Here is a 22,241-nt window from a genome sequence, read left to right on the forward strand (position 1 = left end):
CGTCAGCCCGGATTGTTGTCGATGTCGTCGCCATGGATCTGTACCTTGGACCTGCCGCGGATGATGATTTCATCGGCAACCAGTTCGATGCGTCCCGGCGTGATGGTGATGCTGGAAGTGCCCACCTTCATCGTGTGCGAATCGGTGGCCGTGAGCGTACTGTCGGCGCCGACGGTGACGCTTTTCGTCAGGCCGATCTGCTCCGCCTGCGCCAGCACCACCGTGGTATTCATGGCGCCGATGACCGTGGTCTGGTAGGCGGCGCCGATGGTCAGCACCTTGGCCAGGCCGATGCTTTCTTCCTTGGCCAGGGTTACCCGTTCCGAGCGGTGGCCGTCGATCTGCACCTGCTCGTTGCCGCCCACATGTTCGCGGCGGTTGTCGCCAATGTCGATGTGTTCGTCATGGTCGACGCGCTCACGACGGTTGTTGTGCACGGTGATGTCTTCATCGTGGCCCACCGTCTCCGTGCGGTCGCGCTTGACGTGCACGGTTTCATCACGGTCGACAGTTTTCCTGCGGTCGTTGCCGACCCAGTGCGACTCGTCATGCTCGACTTCGATGCGCTGGTCTTTTTCCGCGTGCAGCCACAGTTCTTCCGCATCCTTGCGGTCCTCGAAACGCAGGGCGTTGGCGTGCGCACTGGAACCTTTCTTTGAGGAACGGCTCAGCATGCCGCTTTGCGTTTTGTTCGCTGGCAAGTCCCATGGCGGCATGTTGCGCGCGTTGTAGACGCAGCCGATGATGAGGGGCATGGACACGTTGCCGTCGAGGAATTGCACGGCTACCTCCATGCCCACCCTGGGCAGGCTGATGTGGCCGAAGTTCGGACCGGCCCAGTTCGATATCACCCTTATCCACGGCGAACTTTTATCGTCGAAGCTGCCCAGGCGGTCCCAATGGAATTGCACTTTGACTCTTCCGTAACCGTCCGTATGGATTTCTTCGCCGGGCGGCCCGACGACGGTGGCCGTCTGCACGCCGTAGATCTTCGGTTCGCGGCTATGGAAGTTTCGGCCGGGGCGCCAGGGGATGGCGCGGTGGATGCAGGTAAATGTGTTGCTGTAGTGCGAGATGGCGCCATGCCCTTGCTGGTAGTTGTTGCTGGCGTAGTGCTGCACGGACAGGATCATGTATTCGCCAGCGTCCTTGCCCGACGCTACGCTGTCGAAATGCCCATCCAGGGTGAACCAGCGCCCCGGCTGCGCCGTGCGGTCATTGCCTTGCGCCTCGAAGAGCTGGCCCTGCGCGTCGCGTTCTTCCATGCGGCGCTGGGCCAGCCGTTCGCCATCGTCGATGTTTTTAAAACCGTAGCTGCCCGTGTTTTCATACACTTCCAGGGACGGCACGGCGCCTTGCCGGTTCAGCGAGTCGCGGCTGGCGCGGGCGCTGCGCGGATTCTTGAAATTGAAGCTGGCCATCGTCATCTGCGCCGGGGCCATGCGCCGCACCGTGCTCCATTGATGCACGCCATCGTCTTCCAGGGAGCCGGCCTGGTGCTGGAAGGGCATGGCGCTCGATACGCCATCGATGGGCTTGCCAATGGTGCTGTCGTCTCCCAGCCACAAGGTGTGGCCATCAAGGCGGTGTTCGTAGCGGTAGTGCCAGCCCAGCTGCTCCCAGTGGCGGTGCAGCAGGTTGTGGTCGCTTTCGTTATGTTGGCAGGTATAGGTGATGGCGGGATCCAGGCCGCCGGCGGCCAGCTTGTAGTCGCGCATCAGGTAGTCATCGAAGACCTTGTCCGTCAGCGCCGCCACCGTCAAGCCGTGGAAGGCGACATTGTTTTGCCGCAAGTGCAGATGCGCCAGCCACGGTTCCAGCACCATTTCATAAAACGCGAAGCCGCCATCCGTGCGCAGGAAGCGGAACTCGAACACATAGCCATTGAAGTAGCGCAAGCTGCCGTCTTCGCGCACCAGTTCGACGGTCACCATCTTGCCCATCACTTTGTCGAGCGCGATGCTGGCATCATCGGACAGCACTTCCACCACATAGGAAAAGTCGCGCGACAGGCTTTCGCTGGCGGCCAGGCTGTTGGCCAGGAACTGGATGTGGGCGGGGCCGTCGCCATGCGGAAAGTGCAGGCGCAGCAGGCGCTGGCCCTGCATGTCGCCCACTAATGCCATCCATGCTGCCGTCGTATCCGGGAACTGGCTCATCGCGCATCGCTTCACGGTTGGGATCGTTGGCCGACTGTAGCAATAGCGAACACAAGCGTTTTGCGCGGCCGCAAGGTTCAATTGTTGAGTGAGGGCATCAATTGCATTTCGTAATGCATGTCATCGCGGTGGCGCGGTGTTGCCGCATCGCCCAGGAAACTGTCGCAGCCGAGGCTACCTTGCTCGGTGGCCGTCAACGCCGTCCCACGCACATCGCTGGCGCGCAGCACCAGCACGATCTCGTAGCGCACCAGTGGCTGGTCGAACAGCATCAGCATGTGCCGCAGTGCCTCGCTGGCAGGGGCGCGCGGCAAAAAGCTGGCGTGCTGCTGCGCCGTGAGCGGACCGAGGTGCAGGCGCACGGCCAGGTCGGGGCGGCGGCAGCGCTCGCCGACGGTGGCGCGCTGGCCCAGTTGGGCATTGGCCATGCCCAGCGCCGTTTGTTCGTGCTGCGCCAGCACGTCCATAGCGCCTGTCGCTTCGTCGATGTGGCAGGGCACGCCGAAGTGGTCGCTGAGGATGCGCGCCATGACGATGGATGAGATGTTGCGCTGCTGGAGCAAGCCGCTGTACAGGCCGATCGCCGCCTCGTCCTGGCCCTGGCCCTGGCCCGGCTGGCACGCGGCCAGCGCCAGCAGGCGCGACAGGAAGTCCCCGCCGTGGCCTGCTTGCTCGATGCGGTATTTTTGCCACGCCTGATAAAACAGGGCGACGGCGCGGCTGGAAAACAGGTCGAGAAAGGCGCGCGGGCTGGTGTCGTGTTCGCTGTACTGGTGCGCGGCAATGCGCTCCGAATAGTGGCTGGGCAAGCTTCCCTGGCAGCCCAGCAGGCCCATGAACGCAGGCGTGAGGTGGATAGGCTGGCTGTGACCGGACAGCAGCGCTTGCAGCAGGGCATCGGCATCGGCGATGCCGTTTGTCGCCAGCGCCTCGACCTGACTGGCAGGAAAGCGCGGCGAGACGCTATTGTCGAAGCGTATGAGTTTTGCCAGCGCCGTGTGTTCATCGATACCGTGTTCGGCCAGCCACGCCAGCAGCAGGCGCAGCGCCTGGAAGCACTCGAAGCGCTGCGGCGCGTCGAGCAATTGCTGGATTACGCTGGCGTGGCGTCGGCGCTGCGTTCTGGGCATCGTAGGAGTTCCTCGCCGCTGCGCTGGGACAGCAGCGTCAGTTGGCTAAAGCAGTTGAGCTGGCTGTTCAGGGCGAAGTAGCGCTGCAGCACTTGGGCAAAAATATAGATGCTGCTGCCGACGAAGGCTTGCTCGTCGATGCCCAGGCGAATGGCGATGCCGGGCATCAGGGTGGGAAACGGCACGGTCGGCATCCACGCGCGCGTGCTGCCGTGTTCGAGCGTGACGATGCCCTGGATCAGGCGCTGCGTGGTGGGCGAGCGGGGCAGGTCGTACAGGCTGAGCATTTTCTGGAATTCGCTCAGGCCGGCATGTGTCAGGCTGGCGTAATTGAGCGACAGGTGCGCAATCAGCCGCCAGTGCGCGCCATTGTCTGCCAGGAAACGCATGCTGGGCGTGGGCTTGCGCAGGAAGCGCGCGGGGATGCCGTCGGGCACGTCTTCGGCCAGCAGGTCGCCGCCGGGCAAGCCGTAATGCAATTGCGTGGGCAAGTCTCGGTTGCTGCACAGCAGTTGCGTCGAGACGGTGGCGCAGGCCGCGCTGCCCGGTGAAAACTGCGGGTCGATCAGGCTGAGCCGCATTTCATGGCCGGGGCTGATGGCCGCCACGGTTTCGTCGCGGCGCGCCAGCCAATATTGGCCCTGCTCTTGGCCCAGCTCTTGGCCATACTCCTGGCCCTGCTCGGCCTGGTCGCCTTGCAGCGAGGCATACAGCGGCAAGAAGGTGCTCAGGCGCTCGCCGGCCTCGTCCTTGCGCACCAAGGTGACGGCTTCGATACTGTGGATGTCGTAGGCAAACGCATGCGTGGCATCGGCCACCAGGGCGTAGTCGGGCTCGGTATGCGTGAGGCGGATCGGCACGCCGGACTTGGCGAACAGGTTGACGACGGGCGTGCAGCCGAGCAAGAGATTGCCGGGGCTGACGCCGGACAAGAGCCGCGCCTCGTGGCTGTCGCTGCGCACACCCTTGAGCGGCAGGTGCAAGGTGAACTGGCGGCACTGTTTGGGCAGCAGGGTCGCCAGCCTGGACCAGGCGATATCGATGAAATGAAACTTTTCTGGAAAGGCGAAATATTCGGTCAGCAGGCGCAGCGCCGGGTGGGAACGGGCGGAAATGGGGATCAGCGCGTCGTCTTCCGTATAGCCGGCTGGTGTCAACAGCGTGCCATCGACTGCCTGCCATGGGCTGTGTTCGTCCAGCGCCACATACGCGCCCGCGCCGCGCAGGAACAGGGCGTCGAGCAGGGCCGCGCGCACGGACGGTTCGCCATCGGCAAACAGGCGCAGGCTGGCAAAACCCGTTTGATCCAGATGGTACTGAGCGCTGCTGCTGGTGAATTGAATGCTGAGCAGGGCGCTGGCGCCGGCGGGCAGGCGCAGGCCGGGCGGCGCGTCGATGAGAGGTGAAAAATGCAGGCGAGAAATGGCCAGCGGCGCCAGGATCACATCATATGCGCTGGTAAATTTGCAGGCCACGCCTTGCACCGGTTGCGAACGCAGCACCGTGCCGCGCGCAACATGCGCCACCTGGGCTAGCTGGCCGCCACCGGGCGCTTCGTCGGCGGCGATACGCACGATGGAGCATGAGGGAAAGGGCCGCAGATAGTGCGGGTACAGGGTGTCGAGCAGGGAATGGGTGAATTGCGGATAGGCGTCGTCGAGGCGTTTGGCGACGCGTGCCGTGAGCAGGGCGACGGACTGGATCAGGCGCTCGACATGCGGGTCTTCGCACGTTTCGCCGGCGATCAGCAGGCGCCCGGCCGCTTTCGGATAGCGGCTGGAAAACTCGCGCGTGTACTGGCGGAACAAGCCCAGTTCACGCTCGTAATACGGCAATAGTTGTTCCACGGTCGCGCTCTCCGCCAGCAGGAAAGCTTCATGCTGGCATCAGGCGCGAGCGTGGGTGTTGATGCATAACAATGAATTTTAGAAATGGTACTCCGCGCGTATCATCGGCGTCTTCGCCGTCTGGCCCACATTGCCCGTGGTCGCGGGCGAGTTGCCGAACTTGTTCTTCCAGTACTGGTACTCCAGGCCCACGCGGAAGGTGTTCTTGGCGCTGCCCAGGGCCGCGCCCACGTCGAGCATCACTTGCATGTCGATATTCGTTTCGACCGCCGTGTCGCGCCCCACTTCATCCTTGCCTTTGGAATCGATGAGGTTAAAGAAGCCTTCGAACGAGAACAGCGGCGACAGGGGGATGGCCCAGGCGCCCGTCAGCATGGCGTGCGTTTTATACGTGTAGCGGCCCGTCACTTGCGAGATGGGCGGGAAGGCACCGCTGGGGGCGTTGCTTTCACGTAGCAACAGCAGGCTGGTGTTGAAGAAGCCGGGCACGTCCCACATCAGGGTGGGGCCGGCCACCAGCATGCGCTTGCGCGAGTTGTAGCCGACGTCATTTTTCGTGTTGACATCGAAACCCAGGGTGACGCCGACGCCGCGCACGGGGCCGAACTTGATGTCGCTGCCGCGCACCTTGCCGATGTCGATGGTGTTGCGGTACACCAGGTACGCCTCTTGTGCGCCGGAAGTCTTGCCCAGCGCGCCAGGGTCCTTGCTGCCGGACAGGAGGAAATCGAGGTTGACGAAGTTGCTGCCGTATTTGTAGCCGCTGGCGTGCGTGATGGCAACGATGTTTTTCTTGATGTCGTCCGGATTGAACGGCTCGCGGTAATCATTGCCGGCGCGCCAGCTCAGCGCGGTATCGCTCCATTCGGCAGCCTGGGCGGTTGCGCCCACGCCGAGGGTGGTAGTGAGGCAGAGCAACAGACACGGTATGGTTTTTGGCACTTTCGGCTCCTGATGGCTGTGTTGAAAAACGGGAACTTGAGATGGCCGGGCGCAGGGGGGAGCCCACTAGCGCGCATGAAGCGCTGCGATGGGGCATATTGCGCGCCGTTCAATCCATGATGCGAGCATCGCTGCATCGGACGATATGTATTTTCTGCATACTTACTATCATTTCTTGCATATAATCATCGCACCTTCTCGCCCTTGCGGGGCAAGGCGGCTGCTGTAAAGCTGATAATTTTTTTCAAAATTGTATACAGGTGTTGTTTTTTTGCGGAAATAAAAATGCGCGCCGCCACGCCCGCCCCCAAGCGCCGCGGATGCCGATACGATAGAGACATCAATTTGATTTTCCGCACCGGCGCCTATGCCGGCGACCCTGCAGCGAGGCACGAAAAAAACAATGACGGCACGCCTGGAATTACACTACATCAGCAAGCGCTATCCGTCAGTGGTAGCCAATGACGGCATCCACCTCAGCGTGGCGCCCGGACAGATCCACGCCGTGCTCGGTGAAAACGGTGCCGGCAAATCGACCTTGATGAAAATCATCTACGGCGCCGTGCAGCCCGATGGCGGCCGCATCCTGTGGAATGGCCGCGAAGTCGAGATCGCCAACCCGTCGGCCGCGCGCGCGCTGGGCATCGCCATGGTGTTTCAGCACTTTTCCCTGTTCGATACGCTCACCGTGACGGAAAATATCGCCCTCGGTTTGCCCGCCGGCACCAACATGACGGAACTGGCGCAGCGCATCGAGGCGACGGCGCGCCAGTACGGCCTGGACCTGGAGCCGCAGCGCCACGTGCACACCTTGTCGGTGGGCGAATGCCAGCGCGTGGAAATCGTGCGCGCCTTGCTGGCCAAGCCGCAACTATTGATCCTCGATGAACCGACGTCCGTGCTAACGCCGGGCGCCGTGGAAAAACTGTTTGCCACCTTGCGCCAACTGGCGGCCGAAGGCTGCAGCATCCTGTACATCAGCCATAAGCTCGACGAAATCCGCGCCCTGTGCCATACGTGCACGGTGGTGCGCGCCGGCAAGAATGCGGGCGTGTGCGACCCGAGCGAGGAATCGGCGGCCAGCCTGTCGCGCATGATGATAGGCGCCGAGCCGCCCGCCGTCACGCGCGTGGCGCGCACGCCCGGCGCGACCATGTTGAGCGTCAAGAATTTGCGGTTGCCGAAGAGCCATCCGTTCGCCACGCAATTGACGGACATCAATTTCGACGTGCGCGCGGGCGAGATCGTCGGCATCGCGGGCGTGTCCGGCAATGGCCAGCAGGAATTGCTCGCTGCGCTGTCGGGCGAGGACATGCGTGCTGCCCCCGCCAGCATCGTCCTGAACGGCACCCAGGCGGGACGCTTGCCACCGGGGCGCCGGCGTGCCCTGGGCTTCGGCTTCGTGCCGGAGGAAAGGCTGGGGCGGGGCGCCGTGCCCGACATGGCGCTAGCCGACAACGTTTTGCTCAGCTTGCAAACACCAGCCACCATCCGCCACGGCTTCGTGCGCCATCACGTCATCGCGCAGCGGGCGGCCGCCATCATCGCGCGCTTCCAGGTGAAGGCGGGCGGACCGCAGGCGCTGGCGCGCAGCCTGTCGGGCGGCAACTTGCAGAAATACATAGTCGGACGCGAAGTCATGCGCGAGCCCACCGTGCTGGTGGTGGCGCAGCCGACCTGGGGCGTGGACGTGGGCGCGGCTGCGCAAATCCGCGCTGAATTACTGGCGCTGCGCGACGCGGGCTGCGCGCTGCTGGTGGTATCGGAGGAACTCGATGAATTGTTCGAGATCAGCGACCGCCTGCTGGTGATGGCAAAAGGAAAAATTTCACCTTCGCTGGACGTGGGCGAGGCCAGCGTGACGCTCGTGGGGCAATGGATGAGCGGGCTGTGGCCGCAGGAGGCTGTCCATGGCTAAGTTTGCCTTGCGCCTGGAAGCCCGTGCTTCTCCGTCGCGCCTGATGTCGTGGCTGTCGCCCGTGCTGGCCGTGATGCTGACCGTGTTGTGCGGCGCGCTGTTGTTTATTGCGCTGGGACACGATCCGCTGGCGGGACTGGCCGTCTTCTTTGTGGAGCCCTTGCGCGATGCGCACGGCTGGTCCGAGCTGGGCCTCAAGGTGGCGCCTTTGCTGTTGATCGCCGTGGGCCTGGCCATCTGCTTTCGCGCGAATATTTACACCATCGGCGCGGAAGGGCAACTGACCCTGGGCGCTATCTGCGGCGGCGCGGCCGCCCTGTATCTGGACACGGGCGATGGCGCGGGCGGCACGGCCATCATCGGCGTTTCCCTGCTGGCCGGCATGGCGGGCGGCATGGCCTGGGCGGGATTGGTGGCCTGGCTGCGCGACCGCTACAACGCCAGCGAAATCCTCGTCTCGCTGATGCTGGTGTATATCGCCCAATTGCTGCTCAGCTATCTCGTCTACGGCGTGCTGCGCGACCCGGAAGGCTTCAACTTCCCTCAATCGAAACTGCTGTCCGACGGCTTGCTGTTGCCGATGATTGTGACGGGCACGCGCTTGCATGTGGGCATCATCTTCGCCTTGCTGGCCTCGCTGGGCGGCTGGCTGTACTTATCCAGAAGCATTGCCGGCTTCCGCCTGCGCGTGGGTGGCATGGCGCCGGCCGCCGCCCGTTATGCTGGCTTTTCCTCGCGCAAGACCTTGTGGTCATCGTTGCTGATTTGCGGCGCCCTGTCCGGGCTGGCGGGCGCCTGCGAAGTGCTGGGGCCGATGGGGCAGCTCACGCCCACGGTCTCGCCCGGTTACGGCTTTGCCGCCATCATCGTCGCCTTCGTGGGGCGCTTGCATCCGCTGGGCGTGATTTTTTCCAGTTTCGTCATGGCCCTGTTTTATATTGGCGGCGAACTGGCGCAGTCGCGCCTGGGCTTGCCCAGCGCCATCACGGGGGTGTTCCAGGGCATCTTGCTGTTCGCCTTGCTCGCCTGCGACGTGCTAATCCAATACAAACTGCGCTGGAGGAAACATGGATAACCTGGCCCTGACGATAGCGCCATTGATTGCCGCCAGCATCAATGCGGGCACGCCGCTGATGCTGGCCGCGCTGGGGTTGCTGGTCAATGAAAAGGCGGGCGTGGTCAACCTGGGCGCGGAAGGCATGATGCTGGTGTCGGCCATCACGGGCTTTGCCGTGGCCGTCAACACTGGCAGCCCCACCCTGGGTTTTCTGGCGGGGGCAGGGGCCAGCATGGTCTTGTCCGGCTTCTTTGCCTGGCTGACCGTGTGGCTGGGCACGAACCAGTACGCCACGGGCCTGGCCTTGTCGCTGTTCGGCGCGGGCGCATCCACGTATATCGGCCTGAAGTATGTGGGCAACAGCTTGCACAACGGCAGGTTTGGTATCCCTTTCCTGGAAGACATTCCTGTGCTGGGACCGGCCCTGTTCCGCCAGCATGCTATGGTGTATCTGTCGCTATTGCTGTGCGTGGCTATCGCCTGGTTTTTGTACCGCACGCGGGCGGGACTGGTGCTGCGCGCCGTGGGCGAGTCGCCAGCGTCCGCGCATGCGCTCGGCTACCCTGTGCGCCGCATCCGCCTGGCGGCCGTGCTGTTCGGCGGCGCCTGCTGCGGCCTGGCTGGCGCGTTTCTATCGCTGGTCTACACGCCGTTGTGGGTCGAAGGCATGGTGGCGGGCCGTGGCTGGATCGCGCTGGCGCTGACCACGTTTGCCACCTGGCGCCCCGCGCGCGTGGTGGGCGGCGCCTACCTGTTTGGCGGCATCACGATTCTGACCTTCCACGCGCAGGCGCTGGGCGTGCCCATCGCCTCGCAACTGCTGTCGATGCTGCCGTATGTGGCGGCCATCGTCGTGCTGGTGTTGATCTCCAGCAATGCCAATTACATCAAGCTCAACATGCCCGCTTCGCTGGGGAAAAATTTCAATCCCGGAAATTAATCACTCACCACAAGGAAAACCATGTCCAAGAAATTATTCTGCGCCGCTGTTTGCAGTGCCGCGCTGATGCCCGCCATGCCCGTCATGGCCGCCGCCCCCGCCGTTGCCCCATTGAATGTCGGTTTTGTTTACATCAGCCCCATCGGCGACGCGGGCTGGACCACACAGCACGACCTGGCGCGCAAGGAAATGGAAAAGGCGCTGGGCAACAAGATCACCACCAAGTATGTGGAAAACGTGCCGGAAAGCGCCGATGCGGAGCGCGTGATCCGCGACCTGGCGCAAACGGGCAGCAAGCTGGTCATCACAACCTCGTTCGGCTACATGAATCCCACCTTGAAAGTGGCGAAGCAATTTCCTAATGTGAAGTTCATCCATTTGACGGGCTACAAGACGGCCGTCAACGTGGCCAATACCAACGCGCGTTTCTACGAAGGCCGCTACCTGGCGGGCGTATTGGCCGGCAAGATGAGCAAGACCCATGTGGCCGGTTATGTGGCGGCCTTCCCCATCCCTGAAGTGTTGCAGGGAGTTAACGCCTTCACGCGCGGCATGCGCAGTGTCGATCCCAAGGCGGAAGTGAAAGTGGTGTGGGTGAATAGCTGGTTCGATCCGGGCAAGGAACGCGACGCGGCCATCACCCTGATCGGCCAGGGTGCCGACGTGGTCACCCACCATACGGATTCGACCGCCGTGGTGCAGGCGGCGGAAGAGAAGGGCAAGTATGCGATCGCCTATCACTCGGACATGAAAAAGTACGGGCCGAAGGCGCAGCTGGCCGCCGTCACCCACCATTGGGGCGAGTACTACACGAAGCAGGCGCAAGCCGTGCTGGACGGTACGTGGAAGTCCAGCAGCACCTGGGGCGGCATCAAGGATGGGATGGTCAAGCTGGAAGGCATCAACGCCGCCGTGCCCGCCGATGTGAAACAGTTTGTATTGGCGCGCGAGAAAGACTTGGTTGCTGGCAAGCTCAATCCTTTCAGCGCACCGATCAAGGATAACGATGGCAAGGTGCGCCTGGAGAAAGGCGTGTTGGACGATGCGGCGCTGACGAAGATGGATTATTTTGTCGAAGGCGTGGCAGGGAAAGTTTCCGGAAAGTAATAGGAGTGGCTGTAAACATGCTGTAATATTGCCGGAAACGGGAGCCGGGCCGGGACGCAGTGCGCATTCCCGGCCCACCCACACAGCAGAGCCTGAATAAGCCCGTACCGGAGATTGACCCATGGACAGACTGGAAGTATTCAAGATTATCGCGCTGCAAGCGAGCAAGGGCGAGTTGACGTTCCCCGCCAACGTCAAGGCCACCCTGAAGCTGCAGGAAGCGCTGGACGACCCCGATTGCCATATCGAAGCGGCCGCGCGCATGGTCATGGCCGAGCCGCTGCTGTCGGCGCGAGTGGTGGCGCTGGCCAATTCGGCCGCCTACAACCGTTCCGGCAATGAAATCGCCAATGTGCGCGCGGCCGTCTCGCGCCTGGGCTTTGCCACCTTGAAATCGATGGTGGCGTCCGTCATCGTGCGCCAGCTGGGCAGCCAGATCACGGACCCGCAATTGCGCGCCAAGTCCGCCAAGCTGTGGGAGCACACGGCCCACGTGGCTGCGCTGAGCCAGCTCATCGCCAAGAAAGTCACGCATGTGGACGTGGAAACGGCCATGTTTGCCGCCATCGTGCACGAAGTGGGCGGCTTTTATCTGCTGTCGCGCGCCGAGGAATATCCAGGTTTGCTCGACGACAATACGGAAGACTGGATCGAATACGGCGAAAAACTGATCGGCCGCGGTGTGCTGCGCCAACTGCAAGTGCCCGACATGGTCTTGCAAGCCGTGGAAGGCATGTGGCATGGCGGCAGCCCGTTCCCGCCCCGTACCCTGGGCGCGACCCTGGTGCTGGCCAACGATCTGTCCCCCGTCGGCTCGCCCCTGCATCCGCCGGAAAGCGCCGCGCGGCGCCAGGCGGCGGCGAAGATCGACTTCGGCATCGGCGGCAGCACCTTGCACACCATCCTCGAGGAATCGGCCGAAGAGATCGAATCCCTGGCGGCGGCTTTGCTGGTGTAAATTTCTCAGCCATGACATCCCCGCCCTTGTTGCGGGGATTTTTTTCGTCCGCATTTTGATGTGCCTGCCCCATGGCATACAATCGCCGGCCCGGCTATCCGCCGGACCGTTTTCCTCCTCTTATCCAAAGGATCTTATGCAGAAGCTGTTTTCTTCCCTGGCCGCCACTGCCTTCGCTTCCAGCCTGGCGCTGGCGCTTTCCGCGCACGCCGCCGCGCCTGCCGCGCACGGCTTGCCCATCGTGCAGGAAGCGCCGCTGCGCGCCCACCTGGCTTTCCTGTCGAACGACTTGCTGGAAGGCCGTGGCACGGGACAGCGCGGCGCCGACCTGACGGTGGCCTACCTGGAAACCCAGGCACAGATGGCCGGTTTGCGCCCCGTGCGCGGCAACAGCTACCGCCAGAGCGTGCAAATCGCTGGCGTGAAGTCGCTGCCTGCCGAAAGCAGCCTGCAAGCCGTGGCGGGCGGCAAGGCCGTGCCGCTGGCGTTCGGCCCGGACTGGGTGTGGGCCACGGGCGACTCCGTTGCCGCGCATACCTTTGATGCGCCGCTGGTGTTCGTCGGCTACGGCATCGCCGCGCCGGAAGAGGGTTGGAACGATTTCAAGGGCGCTGATGTCAAAGACAAGATCGTCGTCATGATGGTCAACGACCCGCAACCCACTAGTGCCGAGCCGAACCGCTTCGCCGGCAAGGCGCTGACGTATTACGGCCGCTGGACCTACAAATTCGAGGAAGCCAAGCGCCAGGGCGCCGCTGGCGTATTGCTGATCCACACGAAACCGTCGGCATCGTACGACTGGAGCGTGGTGCAGAACAGCTGGAGCGGCAGCGAACGTTTCCAATTGGCGGACCGCACTGCCGGCACGCCGCTGCAGGGCTGGATCGCGGAAGATGCGGCGCGCCGCTTATTTGCGGCCGGCGGCCAGGACCTGGATGCCTTGCGCGCGCAAGCGGAAAGCAAGGGCTTCAAAGCCGTTGCGCTGGACGCCAAGTTGAGCGGTGAAATGAAGTCCGCCGTACGCAAGGTGGAGCAGTTCAATATCGCCGGCATGGTGCCGGGCACCGATCCGGTATTAAAAGATGAAGCCGTCATCTACAGCGGCCACTGGGACCATCTGGGCCAGCAAGGCGAGGGTGACGAAAAAGCGGCAGATACGATTTACAACGGCGCCGTCGACAACGCCTCGGGCACGGCCGGCTTGCTGGCCATGGCGCAGGAAGCCGTCAAGAAACCGGCCAGGCGCACGCAGATATTCCTGTGGGTAGCGGCCGAGGAACAAGGCTTGCTGGGCAGCGCCGCCTACGCGGCCGACCCGCTGTGGCCCCTGGACAAGACGGCGGCCGCGCTGAACCTGGATAGCCTGAACTTTGTCGGCGCCACGCATGACATCGGTGCGCAAGGCAGCGAGCGCACGGAACTGGGCGCCATGGCGGCCACGGTGGCGAAAGCCATGGGCATGCACATTGCGCAAGCGCGTCCCGACCTGGCCGGCGGTTATTTCCGCAGCGACCATTTCAGCTTTGCCAAGGCGGGCGTGCCCGCGTTTTCCATCAATGGCGGACGCGAGTACATCAAGGATGTGGCAGCGTCGAAAGCCAAGGCGGCCGCCTACGGCCCCCGCTACCATCAAGTCACTGATGAGTACGACGCCAGCTGGGATTTGTCCGGCATGACGCAGCAGGCGCAATTCACCCTGAACCTGGGGCAAGCCGTGGCGAATGCGACCAAGATGCCGGCCTGGAAGGCGGGCGATGCGTTTGGCAAGGCGCGTGGGCCAGCGAAGTAAAGACGTAAAAAAACCGCTCAATCTTGAGCGGTTTTTTTTGCGTCTCAGCTCGCCCGTTCCAGTCTGCGCTGCGTGTGGCGGTACTTGCTCCACACCAGCAACAGCAACAGCGGCATGGCGCCACCCACCATGCACAGGGCCGGCCAGCCGCCGGCGGCAAAGCTGGCGCTGGCCAGCGCCGAGCCTGCCGAGGCGCCGATGAAGCCGCCCGCGATGAACACGGTGGTCACGCGCGCCCGCGCATGCGGCGCCAGCTTGTAGATGATGGACTGGTGCGTCACTTGCAAGCCCATCACGCCCATGTCCAGCAGCACGATGCCGATCAGCAATAGTACCAGCGAATGGGCGCCAAAGCCGATCAAGGCCCAGCCCGCGATCGAGGCGACGGCCAGCAGCCACGTGGCCTGGCGCGCGTAGCCGCGGTCGGCCATGCGACCCGCCGTGTTGGCGGCAAAGGCGCCGGTGGCGCCCGCCAAGCCAAACAAGCCGATCTGCATTTCCGAATAGTGGTAGGGCGCGCCGCTGAGCAAAAAGGTCAGGCCCGTCCAGAACACGCTGAAGGTGCCCAGGCCCAGGCCCGAGAACAGGGCGCGCTGGCGCAGCAAGGGTTCCTGGCGGATGATGTCGGCCAGCGACGCCATCAGCTTGCCGTACTGTAGTTGGCCACGCGGCGCCTCATTCGGCAGGATGCGGCGCAGCATGACGAGCAGGGCGGCTACGACGATGGCCGCCAGCACGTAGACGGTGCGCCAGCCGCCACTGATTTGCGATACCGTGCCGGACACGGTACGCGCCAGCAGAATGCCCAACAACAAGCCGGTCATGACGGTGCCCACCATGCGGCCCCGGCTGTGATCCGGCGCATACGAAGCCACCATGGCCGTAACCACCATCAATGCGCTGGCCGTGATCCCCATCAAGACGCTGGCGATGGCGAAGACGATAATATTCTGGCTGGTGGCGGCCAGCAGCAGGGCGCCTATCTTGGCGATCAGCATCCACGTCAGCAACTGGCGGCGGTTCAGCACGTCGCTGAGGGGTACTAAAAACACGATGCCCAGCACATAGCCGATCTGTGTGGCCGTGACCAGGTAACCCGCTTGCGGCACGCTCACGCCAAACGAGGCGGCCAGCATGGACGTGAGCGGCTGCACGTAATACAGGCTGGCGACGAGCACGCCGGCCGACAGGGCAAATAGCAGGATGCGGGTGGCGCTCAGCAGGGTGCTGGCATCGACGGAAGATGGTGCAGATTTCATGCGGTACGACTTTCTTGGAATGACGCTTTTGGATCAGCATGATAGCGGGGCTGCGCATTTCTTGCCGGGCGCGGCCGATTTTGCGGCCGTAGCCAGGCAACAACGCCAGGCAAAAAAATCCCGGCGATCGGTGCCGACGGCCGGGAAAAGGGTATATGCGGATATACCGAGGGAGGAAACGTTCAGTTACTCTTGCTGCGCCAGCTCCGCATGCACTTGCGCCGTGATTTCATACGAGCGCAGCCGGTGCTGGTGCTCGAAGATCTGCGAGGTGATCATCAGTTCGTCGGCACCTGTTTCGGCAATAAAGGCGGCCATCTTCGCCTTCACCGTGTCCGGCGCGCCGATGGCCGTGCAGGACAGGACGGCATCGAGCATGGCGCGTTCCTGCGGGCCCAGCTGTTCCAGATAGCCGGGCACGGGCGGCTGCAAGCGCGACGGGTGGCCCGTGCGCAGGTTGACGAAGGCTTGCTGCATCGAGGTGGCGCGCAGGTGCGCCTCTGCATCCGTATCGGCGGCAAACACGTTAAAGCCCAGCATCACATACGGTTTCGCCAATTGCTTCGATGGCTTGAAATGTTCGCGGTAGTAGGCCACGGCTTGCAGCATCATTTGCGGCGCGAAGTGCGAGGCGAAGGCGTACGGCAAGCCCAGGTGAGCGGCCAGCTGGGCGCCGAACAGGCTCGAACCGAGTATCCATACGGGCACTTTCGCGCCCTTGCCGGGCACGGCCAGCACGCGCTGGCGCGGCTCGTCGGACATGTAGTCGATCAGTTCCAGCACGTCCTGCGGGAATTGCTCGGCGTCGGACTGCAAGTCGCGGCGCAGCGCACGCGCCGTCGTCTGGTCGGAGCCGGGCGCGCGGCCCAGGCCCAGGTCGATGCGGCCCGGGTGCAGCGCTTCCAGTGTGCCGAACTGTTCCGCGATGACCAGCGGCGAGTGGTTCGGCAGCATGACGCCGCCCGCGCCCACGCGGATGGTCTTCGTGCCGGCCGCCACATGGGCGATGACGACGGCCGTGGCGGCGCTGGCGATGCCGGGCATGCCGTGGTGTTCGGCCAGCCAGTAGCGGTGGTAGCCCCAGCGTTCGCCGTGCTGCGCCAGGTCGAGCGTATTTTTGAACGACTGGCTGGCGTTGCTGCCTTCGGCGATGGGCGCGAGGTCGAGTATGGAAAATGGAATCATGGTAGCGATATCGGGACGTGGTGGAAAATCACAATGGACGATTTGTCTATCCCCTGACGCTGGCAGGGTCACCCAAGACAGCGTGGCGGAGAAGACAGGCTGCGCACATGATAATGCGAATCGGGAATTTGCGTACTGATCGGTAAAAAACGCCTGTTGATTGGAAATCGCTGCGGGTGATGCTAGAGTGGACCTCTCTACTTTATGCGCCTCGCCGTGTTCAAGACACCCCTCCGGCTGACCCTGATCGGCCTGCTGCTTCCCGTTTTTCCGTTCATGCCGCGCCCGTCAGCCTGCAGGCGCAGGACACGGCTCGCTACGCGCTGGCCACCTATGCCGAACCGCTGATCGCCAGCCAGGCAAAGATGGTCAGTTTCAACACGGTGGCCGACCCGGCCGTGCTGTTTACCGACAATCCCCAGCACACGGGTTTCAAGCGCTACCTGGCGCAAGAGGCGCAGCGCCTGGGTTTCGATTTCCACGATCATGGCCATGTGCCGATCATCGGCATGGGGAAAGGCCGCGAACGCGTGGGCGTGATCACGCACGGCGCCGTGCAGCCCGTGAACCCCGCCAAATGGGGTCGTTCGCCGTTCGAGCTGGACCGCAGCAGTGAGCCTGGAAAACTGCTGGGATGGGGCACGGAAGACGACAAGGGGCCCATCGCCACGGCCCTGTATGCGATGAAAGCCACCAGGTGCCGGCAGCGCTGCAGGTGCAGATCGGCGAGCAGTGGTTGCAGACGGACGCGCCGCAGATTCCCACTTTATTGTTCGTCTTCGAGCACTACACGGGCATGGCGAATCCGCAACCTGTGGCCACCGGCGCGGCGCCAATTTGCGCCTGTTGCCGAATGCCGTCAGCTTCGGCCCGGCCATGCCGCACACGGTGTACACGGGACATGCCGAACACGAGTTCATGACGGAAAAACAGTTGCTGCTGGATCTGCAAATGTCCACGGCTGTCTGGATAGAGCTGGCGAAATAGCCGCTTGCAAAAATAGAAGGAAGTCATAGACTGCAAGCCTGAGACGAATCCGGGCGCTGAACTTTGTATGCGCATGCGGGTCTGACGTTTCCATGTAGGAAGGGAGCAGCTATGCATGAGCAACAGGAGGTCCGGCTGGCGCCAGCCAGGGCAGGCGGGGTGGTACCGCGCCTGAATCCGGACGAGGATTGGCCATGAACTGGCCGCTGGAACGGGAAGTGGCGCACAAGCTGGCGCAGATGCGGGGCTGGCTGGAGCAGGAACGTGCCAGTGCCGTGCGCCTGCGCGGCGTGGACTGGTTTGCGTGGGCCACGGCGGGCGCGTCGAATAGCCATAGCCATACGGCCGAGTGCGGCTGCGCGGAAGTGCTGGTGACGCGTGACGCTGCCTACATCCTGACGGACGAAGCCGAAGCCATGCGCATGCGCGAGGAAGAAGTGCGCGGGCCATGGACGTGGCAAGTGTCGCCCTGGATGCAGCCGCAGCTGTATGAGTTGCGCGAGCATTTCGTGCAGCATGCGGCCGGTGGCGCGCCTGTCTTGTGCGACCGGCCAGGCTTGCACGAACGCAGCCTGCCCGTGGCTCTGCGCGAAGAGCGGCTGGTGCTGCTGGAATCGGAGCAGCAGCGCTATCGCCAGGTAGGACAGCTGGCTGCCGGCGCGGCCGCGGATGCGCTGCGCCAGGCCCGTCCCGACTGGAGCGAGCAGGAACTGGCTGCTGCGTGCGTGCGCGCGCTGTGGCTGCGGGGCTTGCAGGCCGTGCATGTGCTGGTCAGCGGAGAGGAGCGCCAACAACGGTATCGGCGCGCGCCGCCGGCCCAGGTGGTGCTGGGCACGCAAGCCGTATTGGCCTTGTGCGCGCGGCGTTTCGGCCTGTGCGCCAGCCTGAGCCGTCAACGGCGCTTCAGCCCGGCGCAGCGTCGCGCCGATGGCGCGGCGGTGGCCATGGACGATGCCGATGCCGCCATGCTGGCGCTGGAAGCGGTGGCGCTCGACGCTTGCGAAACGGGCCATGCGCTGAGCATGGTGTATCACGCGCTCGACAGCGCCTACGCGTATGCCGGCCAGCCCGACACGGTGCGCACCAGCCGGCAGGGCGGCATTCATGGCTACCTGGCGCCCGAAGTGGCCGCCGGCGCGCACACGGAAATCATCCTCAAGCGTGGCATGGCGCTGGCCTTCCATCCCAGCCTGCCCGGCAGCACGGTGGAAGACACCTTTCTGCTCGACGGCAGCCAATTGCACAACCTGACGCACGACCCGGCCTGGCCCTCGGCCGTGGTGCAGGGGCGCAGCCGGCCGCTGACCCTGGCGCTGGATTGAGCCTAGCCGTCTGCTAGCGCGAGCCGTCGTACCGCCTGCGGCTTTGTCGGTATGTTCGGCAGCCGTCATTGCTGATTGCGCTAGATCAAGCGGCTAATTACCGTGCTTGGTATAAACGATGCTGGCAATCAGCATTTTGTGCACCCGCACGTTTCCTCACTGTTGAATAGGGAGAAAAAATGTCATCTGGTCCTACCGCAAAACTGATCGATGAGTTGGTGCTGGCCGTAGTCGGCACTGCGCGCGATGCCCGTACGCGCCATGTACTGACCCAGGCCTTGCTTGGCCTGGTGCGGCTGGCGCGCTCGGAACAGTTGCTGGACATGCAGCGCGATGCGGCACGCGCCGTGGGCGCCGGCGGCCGGCGCGAGACGCGTGCCCTGATGCGGCGCCTGGGTGCGCGCAGCCAGGGGCAGTTGCGGCTGGCATTGCAGGATAGCCAAGCGGACCGCGCCTGACTGGTGGTCGGGCCCCGTTCAGGTTTTGGGCAGCGGCGCGTCCTTGCCAAGGGCAGCGGCGACCATTTTCGGCCAGAGGAAATACAGCGGCAGGCAGACCGCCGCTGCGGCCGTGATATCGACCACCCAGTCGCTGACGGCGCCACGGCGGTAAGGCAGGAAACTCTGGATGAATTCGTCCAGCGCGCCCATGGCCGCCACCATCAGCACCGACAGCAGCGCCCGGCGCGCCATGCCGCCGCCCGTGCCGCTGAACAGGATCAGCGCCAGCACGCCATAGCCGAAGGAATGCAGCACGCCGCCCGAGGCATATTGGCCCACATCCGCACGCACGCCGGGTATGTCGCCGACCAAGATCACCAGGATATACAACAGCAGTGCGGTACGGTAGCGCAGGCGTTCGTAGCGGTCGGCAAAACAGAGTTCGAGCAAGGGTGCAGGCATGATGCGTCAGGACAGAGGGAAATGCCGTCACAATATCATGCGCATGGCGGGCCGCCGTGTTTTTGCGCAAGAGCCTGCCGTACAGGCAAAAAAAGGCCCGCGGGGACGCGGGCCAAAAACCCAAATGAAATGGGTCAAGAGTTGAGAGTTGCTCGGTACTTGCCATGTCGCCCGCCTTGCCTGCGCGCGCCATGGTCATGAAAGGGGAGTGGTGTGCCATCGCAGCACACCTGTCTGTAGTCAGGCATATCGGTTGCCTGTACAGCAGATGAAGCAAGTATAGGGGGCGAACATGACGGGCTGATGACACGCCGCAACATTTTTTTGCGGCAGACAAAATGACTGGGAAGATTGTGCATCATGGCAAGAATGACCATGTTTCAGCAGTGACAGCAAAAAAAAGCCCGCTGGTAAAAGCGGGCTTAAAACTATTTTCTTGGAGGAGAATAGTGGAGACAGGTGCATTATGCTGCGTCGCACGATATGTGTCTAATGATCTTTTTAAATATGCATTATTCTTTTTTTATATAACTCTTCTGTTTCACTCTCATTCCTTCACGGCCACCGTGTAGTTGAGCGCCATGCGTCCGCCATCGACATAGATGGTCTGGCCCGTCATGTAGGTGGCATCGTCGCTGGCCAGGAAGGCGGCGATACCGGCCACTTCCTCCGGCTCGCCGCAGCGGCCCAGCGGCGTGCGCGACAGGATCGTGTGGCGCGCCTGCGGGCTGGACAATACCGCTTGCTTGGCCAGTTCCGTCAGGATGGTGCCAGGCCCGATGCCGTTCACGCGCACGCCATGCGGTGCCAGGTTCAAGGCCATGACCTTGGTTAACTGGTTGATGGCGCCTTTCGACACCACATACGGCACCTGGTTCGGAATCGCCAGTTCCGCATTCACGCTGGACATATTGATGATGCAGCCGCTATTGCGCTTGACCATTTCGCGCGCCACGGCCTGGCCGCACAGGAACATCGATTTCAGGTTGATGCGCATGACGCGGTCGAAATCGTCTTCGCAGACATCGAGGAAATCGGCCGCGTGCGTGACGCCCGCATTGTTGACGAGGATATCGATGTGGCCGAACAACGCCAGCGTTTCCTTCAGCATGGCATCCACGTCCGCCTTCTGGCTGACGTCGGCGCAAAAGAAGCGCGCTTGCGGGCCGAGGGCAGCAGCCGCCTGCGCGCCTTCTTCCTTGATGTCGACCAGCATCACTTGCGCCCCTTCGGCGATCAGGCGGGTGGCGCAGGCCAGGCCGATGCCTTGCGTGGCGCCCGTGACGATGGCGGTTTTATTGATCAGCTTCATGTGTTCTCCTCGGCGGTAATGGGGGCCGCGCTGCCCAGGCCACCGGCTTGCGCGGCAATGGGCAGATTTTAATCCCTGGGCAGGAATCAGAGGAGGATGGGTTCGTTCGGCAACTGGTTGCCGCGCGTACCGTCGGCGGGGAAGTGGCTTTGCAACAAGGTATTGAGCTGCTGCAAGGCATCGAGCGTGCTGTCGTGATAATTGCTGTCCTTGAACCCTTTTGTCATGGTGCGACACACGCCTTGCCACTGTTCCGGCGTGACGCGCCGGCCCACGTTGCGGTCGGCGACGATATCGACCTGGTGCTCTGCCAAGTTGATATAGATCAGTACGCCAACGTTATCTTCGGTATCCCATACACCATACTGGGCAAACAGTTCGCGCGCCCGCTCGCGGTTGCTCAAGCCCTGGTAGGCCATGCCGGGTGTCAGGGCCGCCTCGACGATCAGGCGCACTTCCGCCTGGTGCATCGCCTCGCCATCGGCAATGGTCGTCTCGATGGCTTTCAGGGTGCGTTCGGGAAATGCCTGGCGCGCCGTCGCGGGCGTGCCGCGCAAATGCTTCAAGGCGCGTCCGCAGCGTTGTCCAAATGTCAGCTGTTTCGTCATTACCAATCTCCCGAGGCGCCGCCGCCGTCAAAACCGCCGCCGCCGCCACCGAAACCACCGCCTCCACCGCCACCGCCAAAACCACCGCCGCCGCCGCGGTTGTTCAGCGCCTGGCTCAAAATGCTGCCCAGCACGACACCCGTGGCGCCGCTGGACCAGTTGCTGCCGCGCTGCAGCCGGGTAGGTCCGCCGCGCGAGCGGAACACGGTCAGCAGGACCAGGAAGCCGAAGAACAGCAGCGGCAGCCAAAAGGTCAGGCCGCCCGCGTCCACCGTGGCCGGCGCCTTTTGCTGGGCGGGAGCGGGGAATTGCTCCTGGTTCAGCAGGGTGGCAATCGCGCCCACGCCAGCGACCAGACCGCCATAGAAATCGTTCTGCTTGAAATGCGGTGCGATCACATCTTGCAGGATGCGTTTCGATTGCGCATCCGTCAGCACGCCCTGCACGCCGCGACCTGCTTCGATGCGCAGGCGGCGCAAGGATGACGGATTGTCTTTCGCCACCATCAGCAGCACGCCGTCATCGACGCCCTTGCGGCCCAGCTTCCAGGCATCCGTCACGCGGATGCTGTATTGCTCGATGGCTTCCGGTTCCGTGCTCTTGACCAGCAGCACGGCGATCTGGCTGCCCGTCTTGGCTTCGTAATCGGCCAGCACGCCTTCCAGCGCCGCTTTTTGCTTGGCGTCGAGCATGCCGGCGTTGTCCGTCACGCGCGCTGCCAGCGGCGGCACGGCTTGCAAACCCTGTGCGCTGGCGGGCAGGCTGGTGCACAGCAGCAGCGCCGTCGCCAGCGCCGCCAGATAAGACCAGGCTTTCATC

At 63.3% G+C, this 22,241-nt stretch carries 20 protein-coding genes; 9 read left to right on the top strand and 11 right to left on the bottom strand.

The window, feature by feature from the left end:
* Positions 1 to 2 precede the first annotated feature (2 nt).
* From ACQ4W7_RS17385 to ACQ4W7_RS17400, 4 genes are all read right to left on the bottom strand, one after another.
* The gene (locus tag ACQ4W7_RS17385; protein ID WP_436532037.1) at positions 3 to 2,159 is read right to left on the bottom strand and encodes a type VI secretion system Vgr family protein; all 2,157 of its coding nucleotides are present in this window, start codon (positions 2,157 to 2,159) and stop codon (positions 3 to 5) included.
* A gap of 77 nt (positions 2,160 to 2,236) precedes the next feature.
* Complete coding sequence (tssG, locus tag ACQ4W7_RS17390; protein WP_436532039.1) at positions 2,237 to 3,289, bottom strand: type VI secretion system baseplate subunit TssG; 1,053 nt, start codon at positions 3,287 to 3,289, stop codon at positions 2,237 to 2,239.
* Positions 3,253 to 5,136: a type VI secretion system baseplate subunit TssF gene (gene tssF, locus ACQ4W7_RS17395; RefSeq protein WP_436532041.1), complete on the bottom strand. Its 1,884-nt coding sequence runs from the start codon at positions 5,134 to 5,136 to the stop codon at positions 3,253 to 3,255. Before tssF ends, tssG begins: the two co-directional genes overlap by 37 nt.
* A 78-nt stretch (positions 5,137 to 5,214) precedes the next feature.
* Positions 5,215 to 6,078 carry an outer envelope protein gene (locus tag ACQ4W7_RS17400; RefSeq protein ID WP_436532043.1) on the bottom strand — a complete coding sequence of 288 codons (864 nt, stop codon included), beginning with the start codon at positions 6,076 to 6,078 and terminating at the stop codon, positions 5,215 to 5,217.
* 403 nt (positions 6,079 to 6,481) lie between these two features.
* Here ACQ4W7_RS17400 and ACQ4W7_RS17405 point away from each other — a divergent pair, with 403 nt between their 5' ends.
* The 6 genes from ACQ4W7_RS17405 to ACQ4W7_RS17430 all read left to right on the top strand — a co-directional run bounded on the left by ACQ4W7_RS17405 (position 6,482) and on the right by ACQ4W7_RS17430 (position 13,847).
* Complete coding sequence (locus tag ACQ4W7_RS17405; RefSeq protein WP_436532045.1) at positions 6,482 to 7,996, top strand: ABC transporter ATP-binding protein; 1,515 nt, start codon at positions 6,482 to 6,484, stop codon at positions 7,994 to 7,996.
* Positions 7,989 to 9,071, top strand: a complete 1,083-nt coding sequence (locus ACQ4W7_RS17410) for an ABC transporter permease (protein WP_436532047.1) — start codon at positions 7,989 to 7,991, stop codon at positions 9,069 to 9,071. Before ACQ4W7_RS17405 ends, ACQ4W7_RS17410 begins: the two co-directional genes overlap by 8 nt.
* The gene (locus ACQ4W7_RS17415; protein ID WP_426072596.1) at positions 9,064 to 9,993 is read left to right on the top strand and encodes an ABC transporter permease; all 930 of its coding nucleotides are present in this window, start codon (positions 9,064 to 9,066) and stop codon (positions 9,991 to 9,993) included. The genes ACQ4W7_RS17410 and ACQ4W7_RS17415 overlap by 8 nt, the downstream gene beginning before the upstream one ends.
* A gap of 21 nt (positions 9,994 to 10,014) precedes the next feature.
* Positions 10,015 to 11,100: a BMP family ABC transporter substrate-binding protein gene (locus ACQ4W7_RS17420; protein ID WP_436532049.1), complete on the top strand. Its 1,086-nt coding sequence runs from the start codon at positions 10,015 to 10,017 to the stop codon at positions 11,098 to 11,100.
* Positions 11,101 to 11,221: 121 nt separating this feature from the next.
* A complete protein-coding gene (locus ACQ4W7_RS17425; RefSeq protein WP_426072598.1) occupies positions 11,222 to 12,058 on the top strand; it encodes an HDOD domain-containing protein in 837 nt (278 codons plus the stop codon).
* A 136-nt stretch (positions 12,059 to 12,194) separates the two neighbouring features.
* Positions 12,195 to 13,847 carry a M28 family peptidase gene (locus ACQ4W7_RS17430; protein WP_436532051.1) on the top strand — a complete coding sequence of 551 codons (1,653 nt, stop codon included), beginning with the start codon at positions 12,195 to 12,197 and terminating at the stop codon, positions 13,845 to 13,847.
* A 44-nt stretch (positions 13,848 to 13,891) separates the two neighbouring features.
* Here ACQ4W7_RS17430 and ACQ4W7_RS17435 read toward each other — a convergent pair whose 3' ends face one another.
* The 3 genes from ACQ4W7_RS17435 to ACQ4W7_RS17445 all read right to left on the bottom strand — a co-directional run bounded on the left by ACQ4W7_RS17435 (position 13,892) and on the right by ACQ4W7_RS17445 (position 16,785).
* Entirely contained in the window at positions 13,892 to 15,106 is a 1,215-nt protein-coding gene (locus ACQ4W7_RS17435) for an MFS transporter (protein ID WP_426072600.1), read from the bottom strand.
* A gap of 186 nt (positions 15,107 to 15,292) precedes the next feature.
* Complete coding sequence (locus ACQ4W7_RS17440) at positions 15,293 to 16,291, bottom strand: LLM class flavin-dependent oxidoreductase (protein ID WP_426072601.1); 999 nt, start codon at positions 16,289 to 16,291, stop codon at positions 15,293 to 15,295.
* 197 nt (positions 16,292 to 16,488) lie between these two features.
* A complete protein-coding gene (locus ACQ4W7_RS17445) occupies positions 16,489 to 16,785 on the bottom strand; it encodes a hypothetical protein (protein WP_436532054.1) in 297 nt (98 codons plus the stop codon).
* Between the two features lie 343 nt (positions 16,786 to 17,128).
* Here ACQ4W7_RS17445 and ACQ4W7_RS17450 point away from each other — a divergent pair, with 343 nt between their 5' ends.
* The 3 genes from ACQ4W7_RS17450 (at position 17,129) to ACQ4W7_RS17460 (ending at position 19,058) form a co-directional block, all read left to right on the top strand.
* On the top strand, positions 17,129 to 17,278 hold the full coding sequence (locus tag ACQ4W7_RS17450; RefSeq protein WP_426072603.1) for a hypothetical protein: 150 nt from the start codon (positions 17,129 to 17,131) through the stop codon (positions 17,276 to 17,278).
* 194 nt (positions 17,279 to 17,472) lie between these two features.
* Positions 17,473 to 18,600, top strand: a complete 1,128-nt coding sequence (locus tag ACQ4W7_RS17455; protein WP_436532056.1) for a M24 family metallopeptidase — start codon at positions 17,473 to 17,475, stop codon at positions 18,598 to 18,600.
* A gap of 179 nt (positions 18,601 to 18,779) precedes the next feature.
* Positions 18,780 to 19,058 (top strand): hypothetical protein, encoded by a 279-nt coding sequence (locus ACQ4W7_RS17460; protein ID WP_426072605.1) that lies wholly within the window; start codon positions 18,780 to 18,782, stop codon positions 19,056 to 19,058.
* Between the two features lie 18 nt (positions 19,059 to 19,076).
* Here ACQ4W7_RS17460 and ACQ4W7_RS17465 read toward each other — a convergent pair whose 3' ends face one another.
* From ACQ4W7_RS17465 to ACQ4W7_RS17480, 4 genes are all read right to left on the bottom strand, one after another.
* Entirely contained in the window at positions 19,077 to 19,502 is a 426-nt protein-coding gene (locus tag ACQ4W7_RS17465; RefSeq protein WP_436532058.1) for a VanZ family protein, read from the bottom strand.
* 547 nt (positions 19,503 to 20,049) lie between these two features.
* The gene (locus ACQ4W7_RS17470; protein WP_426072607.1) at positions 20,050 to 20,814 is read right to left on the bottom strand and encodes an SDR family NAD(P)-dependent oxidoreductase; all 765 of its coding nucleotides are present in this window, start codon (positions 20,812 to 20,814) and stop codon (positions 20,050 to 20,052) included.
* Positions 20,815 to 20,900: 86 nt separating this feature from the next.
* Complete coding sequence (locus tag ACQ4W7_RS17475) at positions 20,901 to 21,422, bottom strand: TPM domain-containing protein (protein ID WP_436532060.1); 522 nt, start codon at positions 21,420 to 21,422, stop codon at positions 20,901 to 20,903.
* Positions 21,422 to 22,240: a TPM domain-containing protein gene (locus tag ACQ4W7_RS17480; protein WP_426072609.1), complete on the bottom strand. Its 819-nt coding sequence runs from the start codon at positions 22,238 to 22,240 to the stop codon at positions 21,422 to 21,424. Before ACQ4W7_RS17480 ends, ACQ4W7_RS17475 begins: the two co-directional genes overlap by 1 nt.
* Between the last annotated feature and the right edge of the window lies 1 nt (position 22,241).

Origin of the sequence: Janthinobacterium algoris (assembly GCF_051380935.1) — a bacterium.
Lineage (GTDB): Bacteria > Pseudomonadota > Gammaproteobacteria > Burkholderiales > Burkholderiaceae_D > Janthinobacterium.

What these genes read in the sequence shown, in the direction of transcription:
- ACQ4W7_RS17385 (WP_436532037.1), bottom strand. Translation starts at nt 2,159, where the DNA reads ATGAGCCAGTTCCCGGATACGACGGCAGCATGGATGGCATTAGTGGGC.
- tssG (WP_436532039.1), bottom strand. Translation starts at nt 3,289, where the DNA reads ATGCCCAGAACGCAGCGCCGACGCCACGCCAGCGTAATCCAGCAATTG.
- ACQ4W7_RS17405 (WP_436532045.1), top strand. Translation starts at nt 6,482, where the DNA reads ATGACGGCACGCCTGGAATTACACTACATCAGCAAGCGCTATCCGTCA.
- ACQ4W7_RS17410 (WP_436532047.1), top strand. Translation starts at nt 7,989, where the DNA reads ATGGCTAAGTTTGCCTTGCGCCTGGAAGCCCGTGCTTCTCCGTCGCGC.
- ACQ4W7_RS17415 (WP_426072596.1), top strand. Translation starts at nt 9,064, where the DNA reads ATGGATAACCTGGCCCTGACGATAGCGCCATTGATTGCCGCCAGCATC.
- ACQ4W7_RS17420 (WP_436532049.1), top strand. Translation starts at nt 10,015, where the DNA reads ATGTCCAAGAAATTATTCTGCGCCGCTGTTTGCAGTGCCGCGCTGATG.
- ACQ4W7_RS17425 (WP_426072598.1), top strand. Translation starts at nt 11,222, where the DNA reads ATGGACAGACTGGAAGTATTCAAGATTATCGCGCTGCAAGCGAGCAAG.
- ACQ4W7_RS17430 (WP_436532051.1), top strand. Translation starts at nt 12,195, where the DNA reads ATGCAGAAGCTGTTTTCTTCCCTGGCCGCCACTGCCTTCGCTTCCAGC.
- ACQ4W7_RS17435 (WP_426072600.1), bottom strand. Translation starts at nt 15,106, where the DNA reads ATGAAATCTGCACCATCTTCCGTCGATGCCAGCACCCTGCTGAGCGCC.
- ACQ4W7_RS17440 (WP_426072601.1), bottom strand. Translation starts at nt 16,291, where the DNA reads ATGATTCCATTTTCCATACTCGACCTCGCGCCCATCGCCGAAGGCAGC.
- ACQ4W7_RS17445 (WP_436532054.1), bottom strand. Translation starts at nt 16,785, where the DNA reads ATGGCCATGATCGTGGAAATCGAAACCCAGGCGCTGCGCCTCTTGCGC.
- ACQ4W7_RS17455 (WP_436532056.1), top strand. Translation starts at nt 17,473, where the DNA reads ATGAACTGGCCGCTGGAACGGGAAGTGGCGCACAAGCTGGCGCAGATG.
- ACQ4W7_RS17460 (WP_426072605.1), top strand. Translation starts at nt 18,780, where the DNA reads ATGTCATCTGGTCCTACCGCAAAACTGATCGATGAGTTGGTGCTGGCC.
- ACQ4W7_RS17465 (WP_436532058.1), bottom strand. Translation starts at nt 19,502, where the DNA reads ATGCCTGCACCCTTGCTCGAACTCTGTTTTGCCGACCGCTACGAACGC.
- ACQ4W7_RS17470 (WP_426072607.1), bottom strand. Translation starts at nt 20,814, where the DNA reads ATGAAGCTGATCAATAAAACCGCCATCGTCACGGGCGCCACGCAAGGC.
- ACQ4W7_RS17475 (WP_436532060.1), bottom strand. Translation starts at nt 21,422, where the DNA reads ATGACGAAACAGCTGACATTTGGACAACGCTGCGGACGCGCCTTGAAG.
- ACQ4W7_RS17480 (WP_426072609.1), bottom strand. Translation starts at nt 22,240, where the DNA reads ATGAAAGCCTGGTCTTATCTGGCGGCGCTGGCGACGGCGCTGCTGCTG.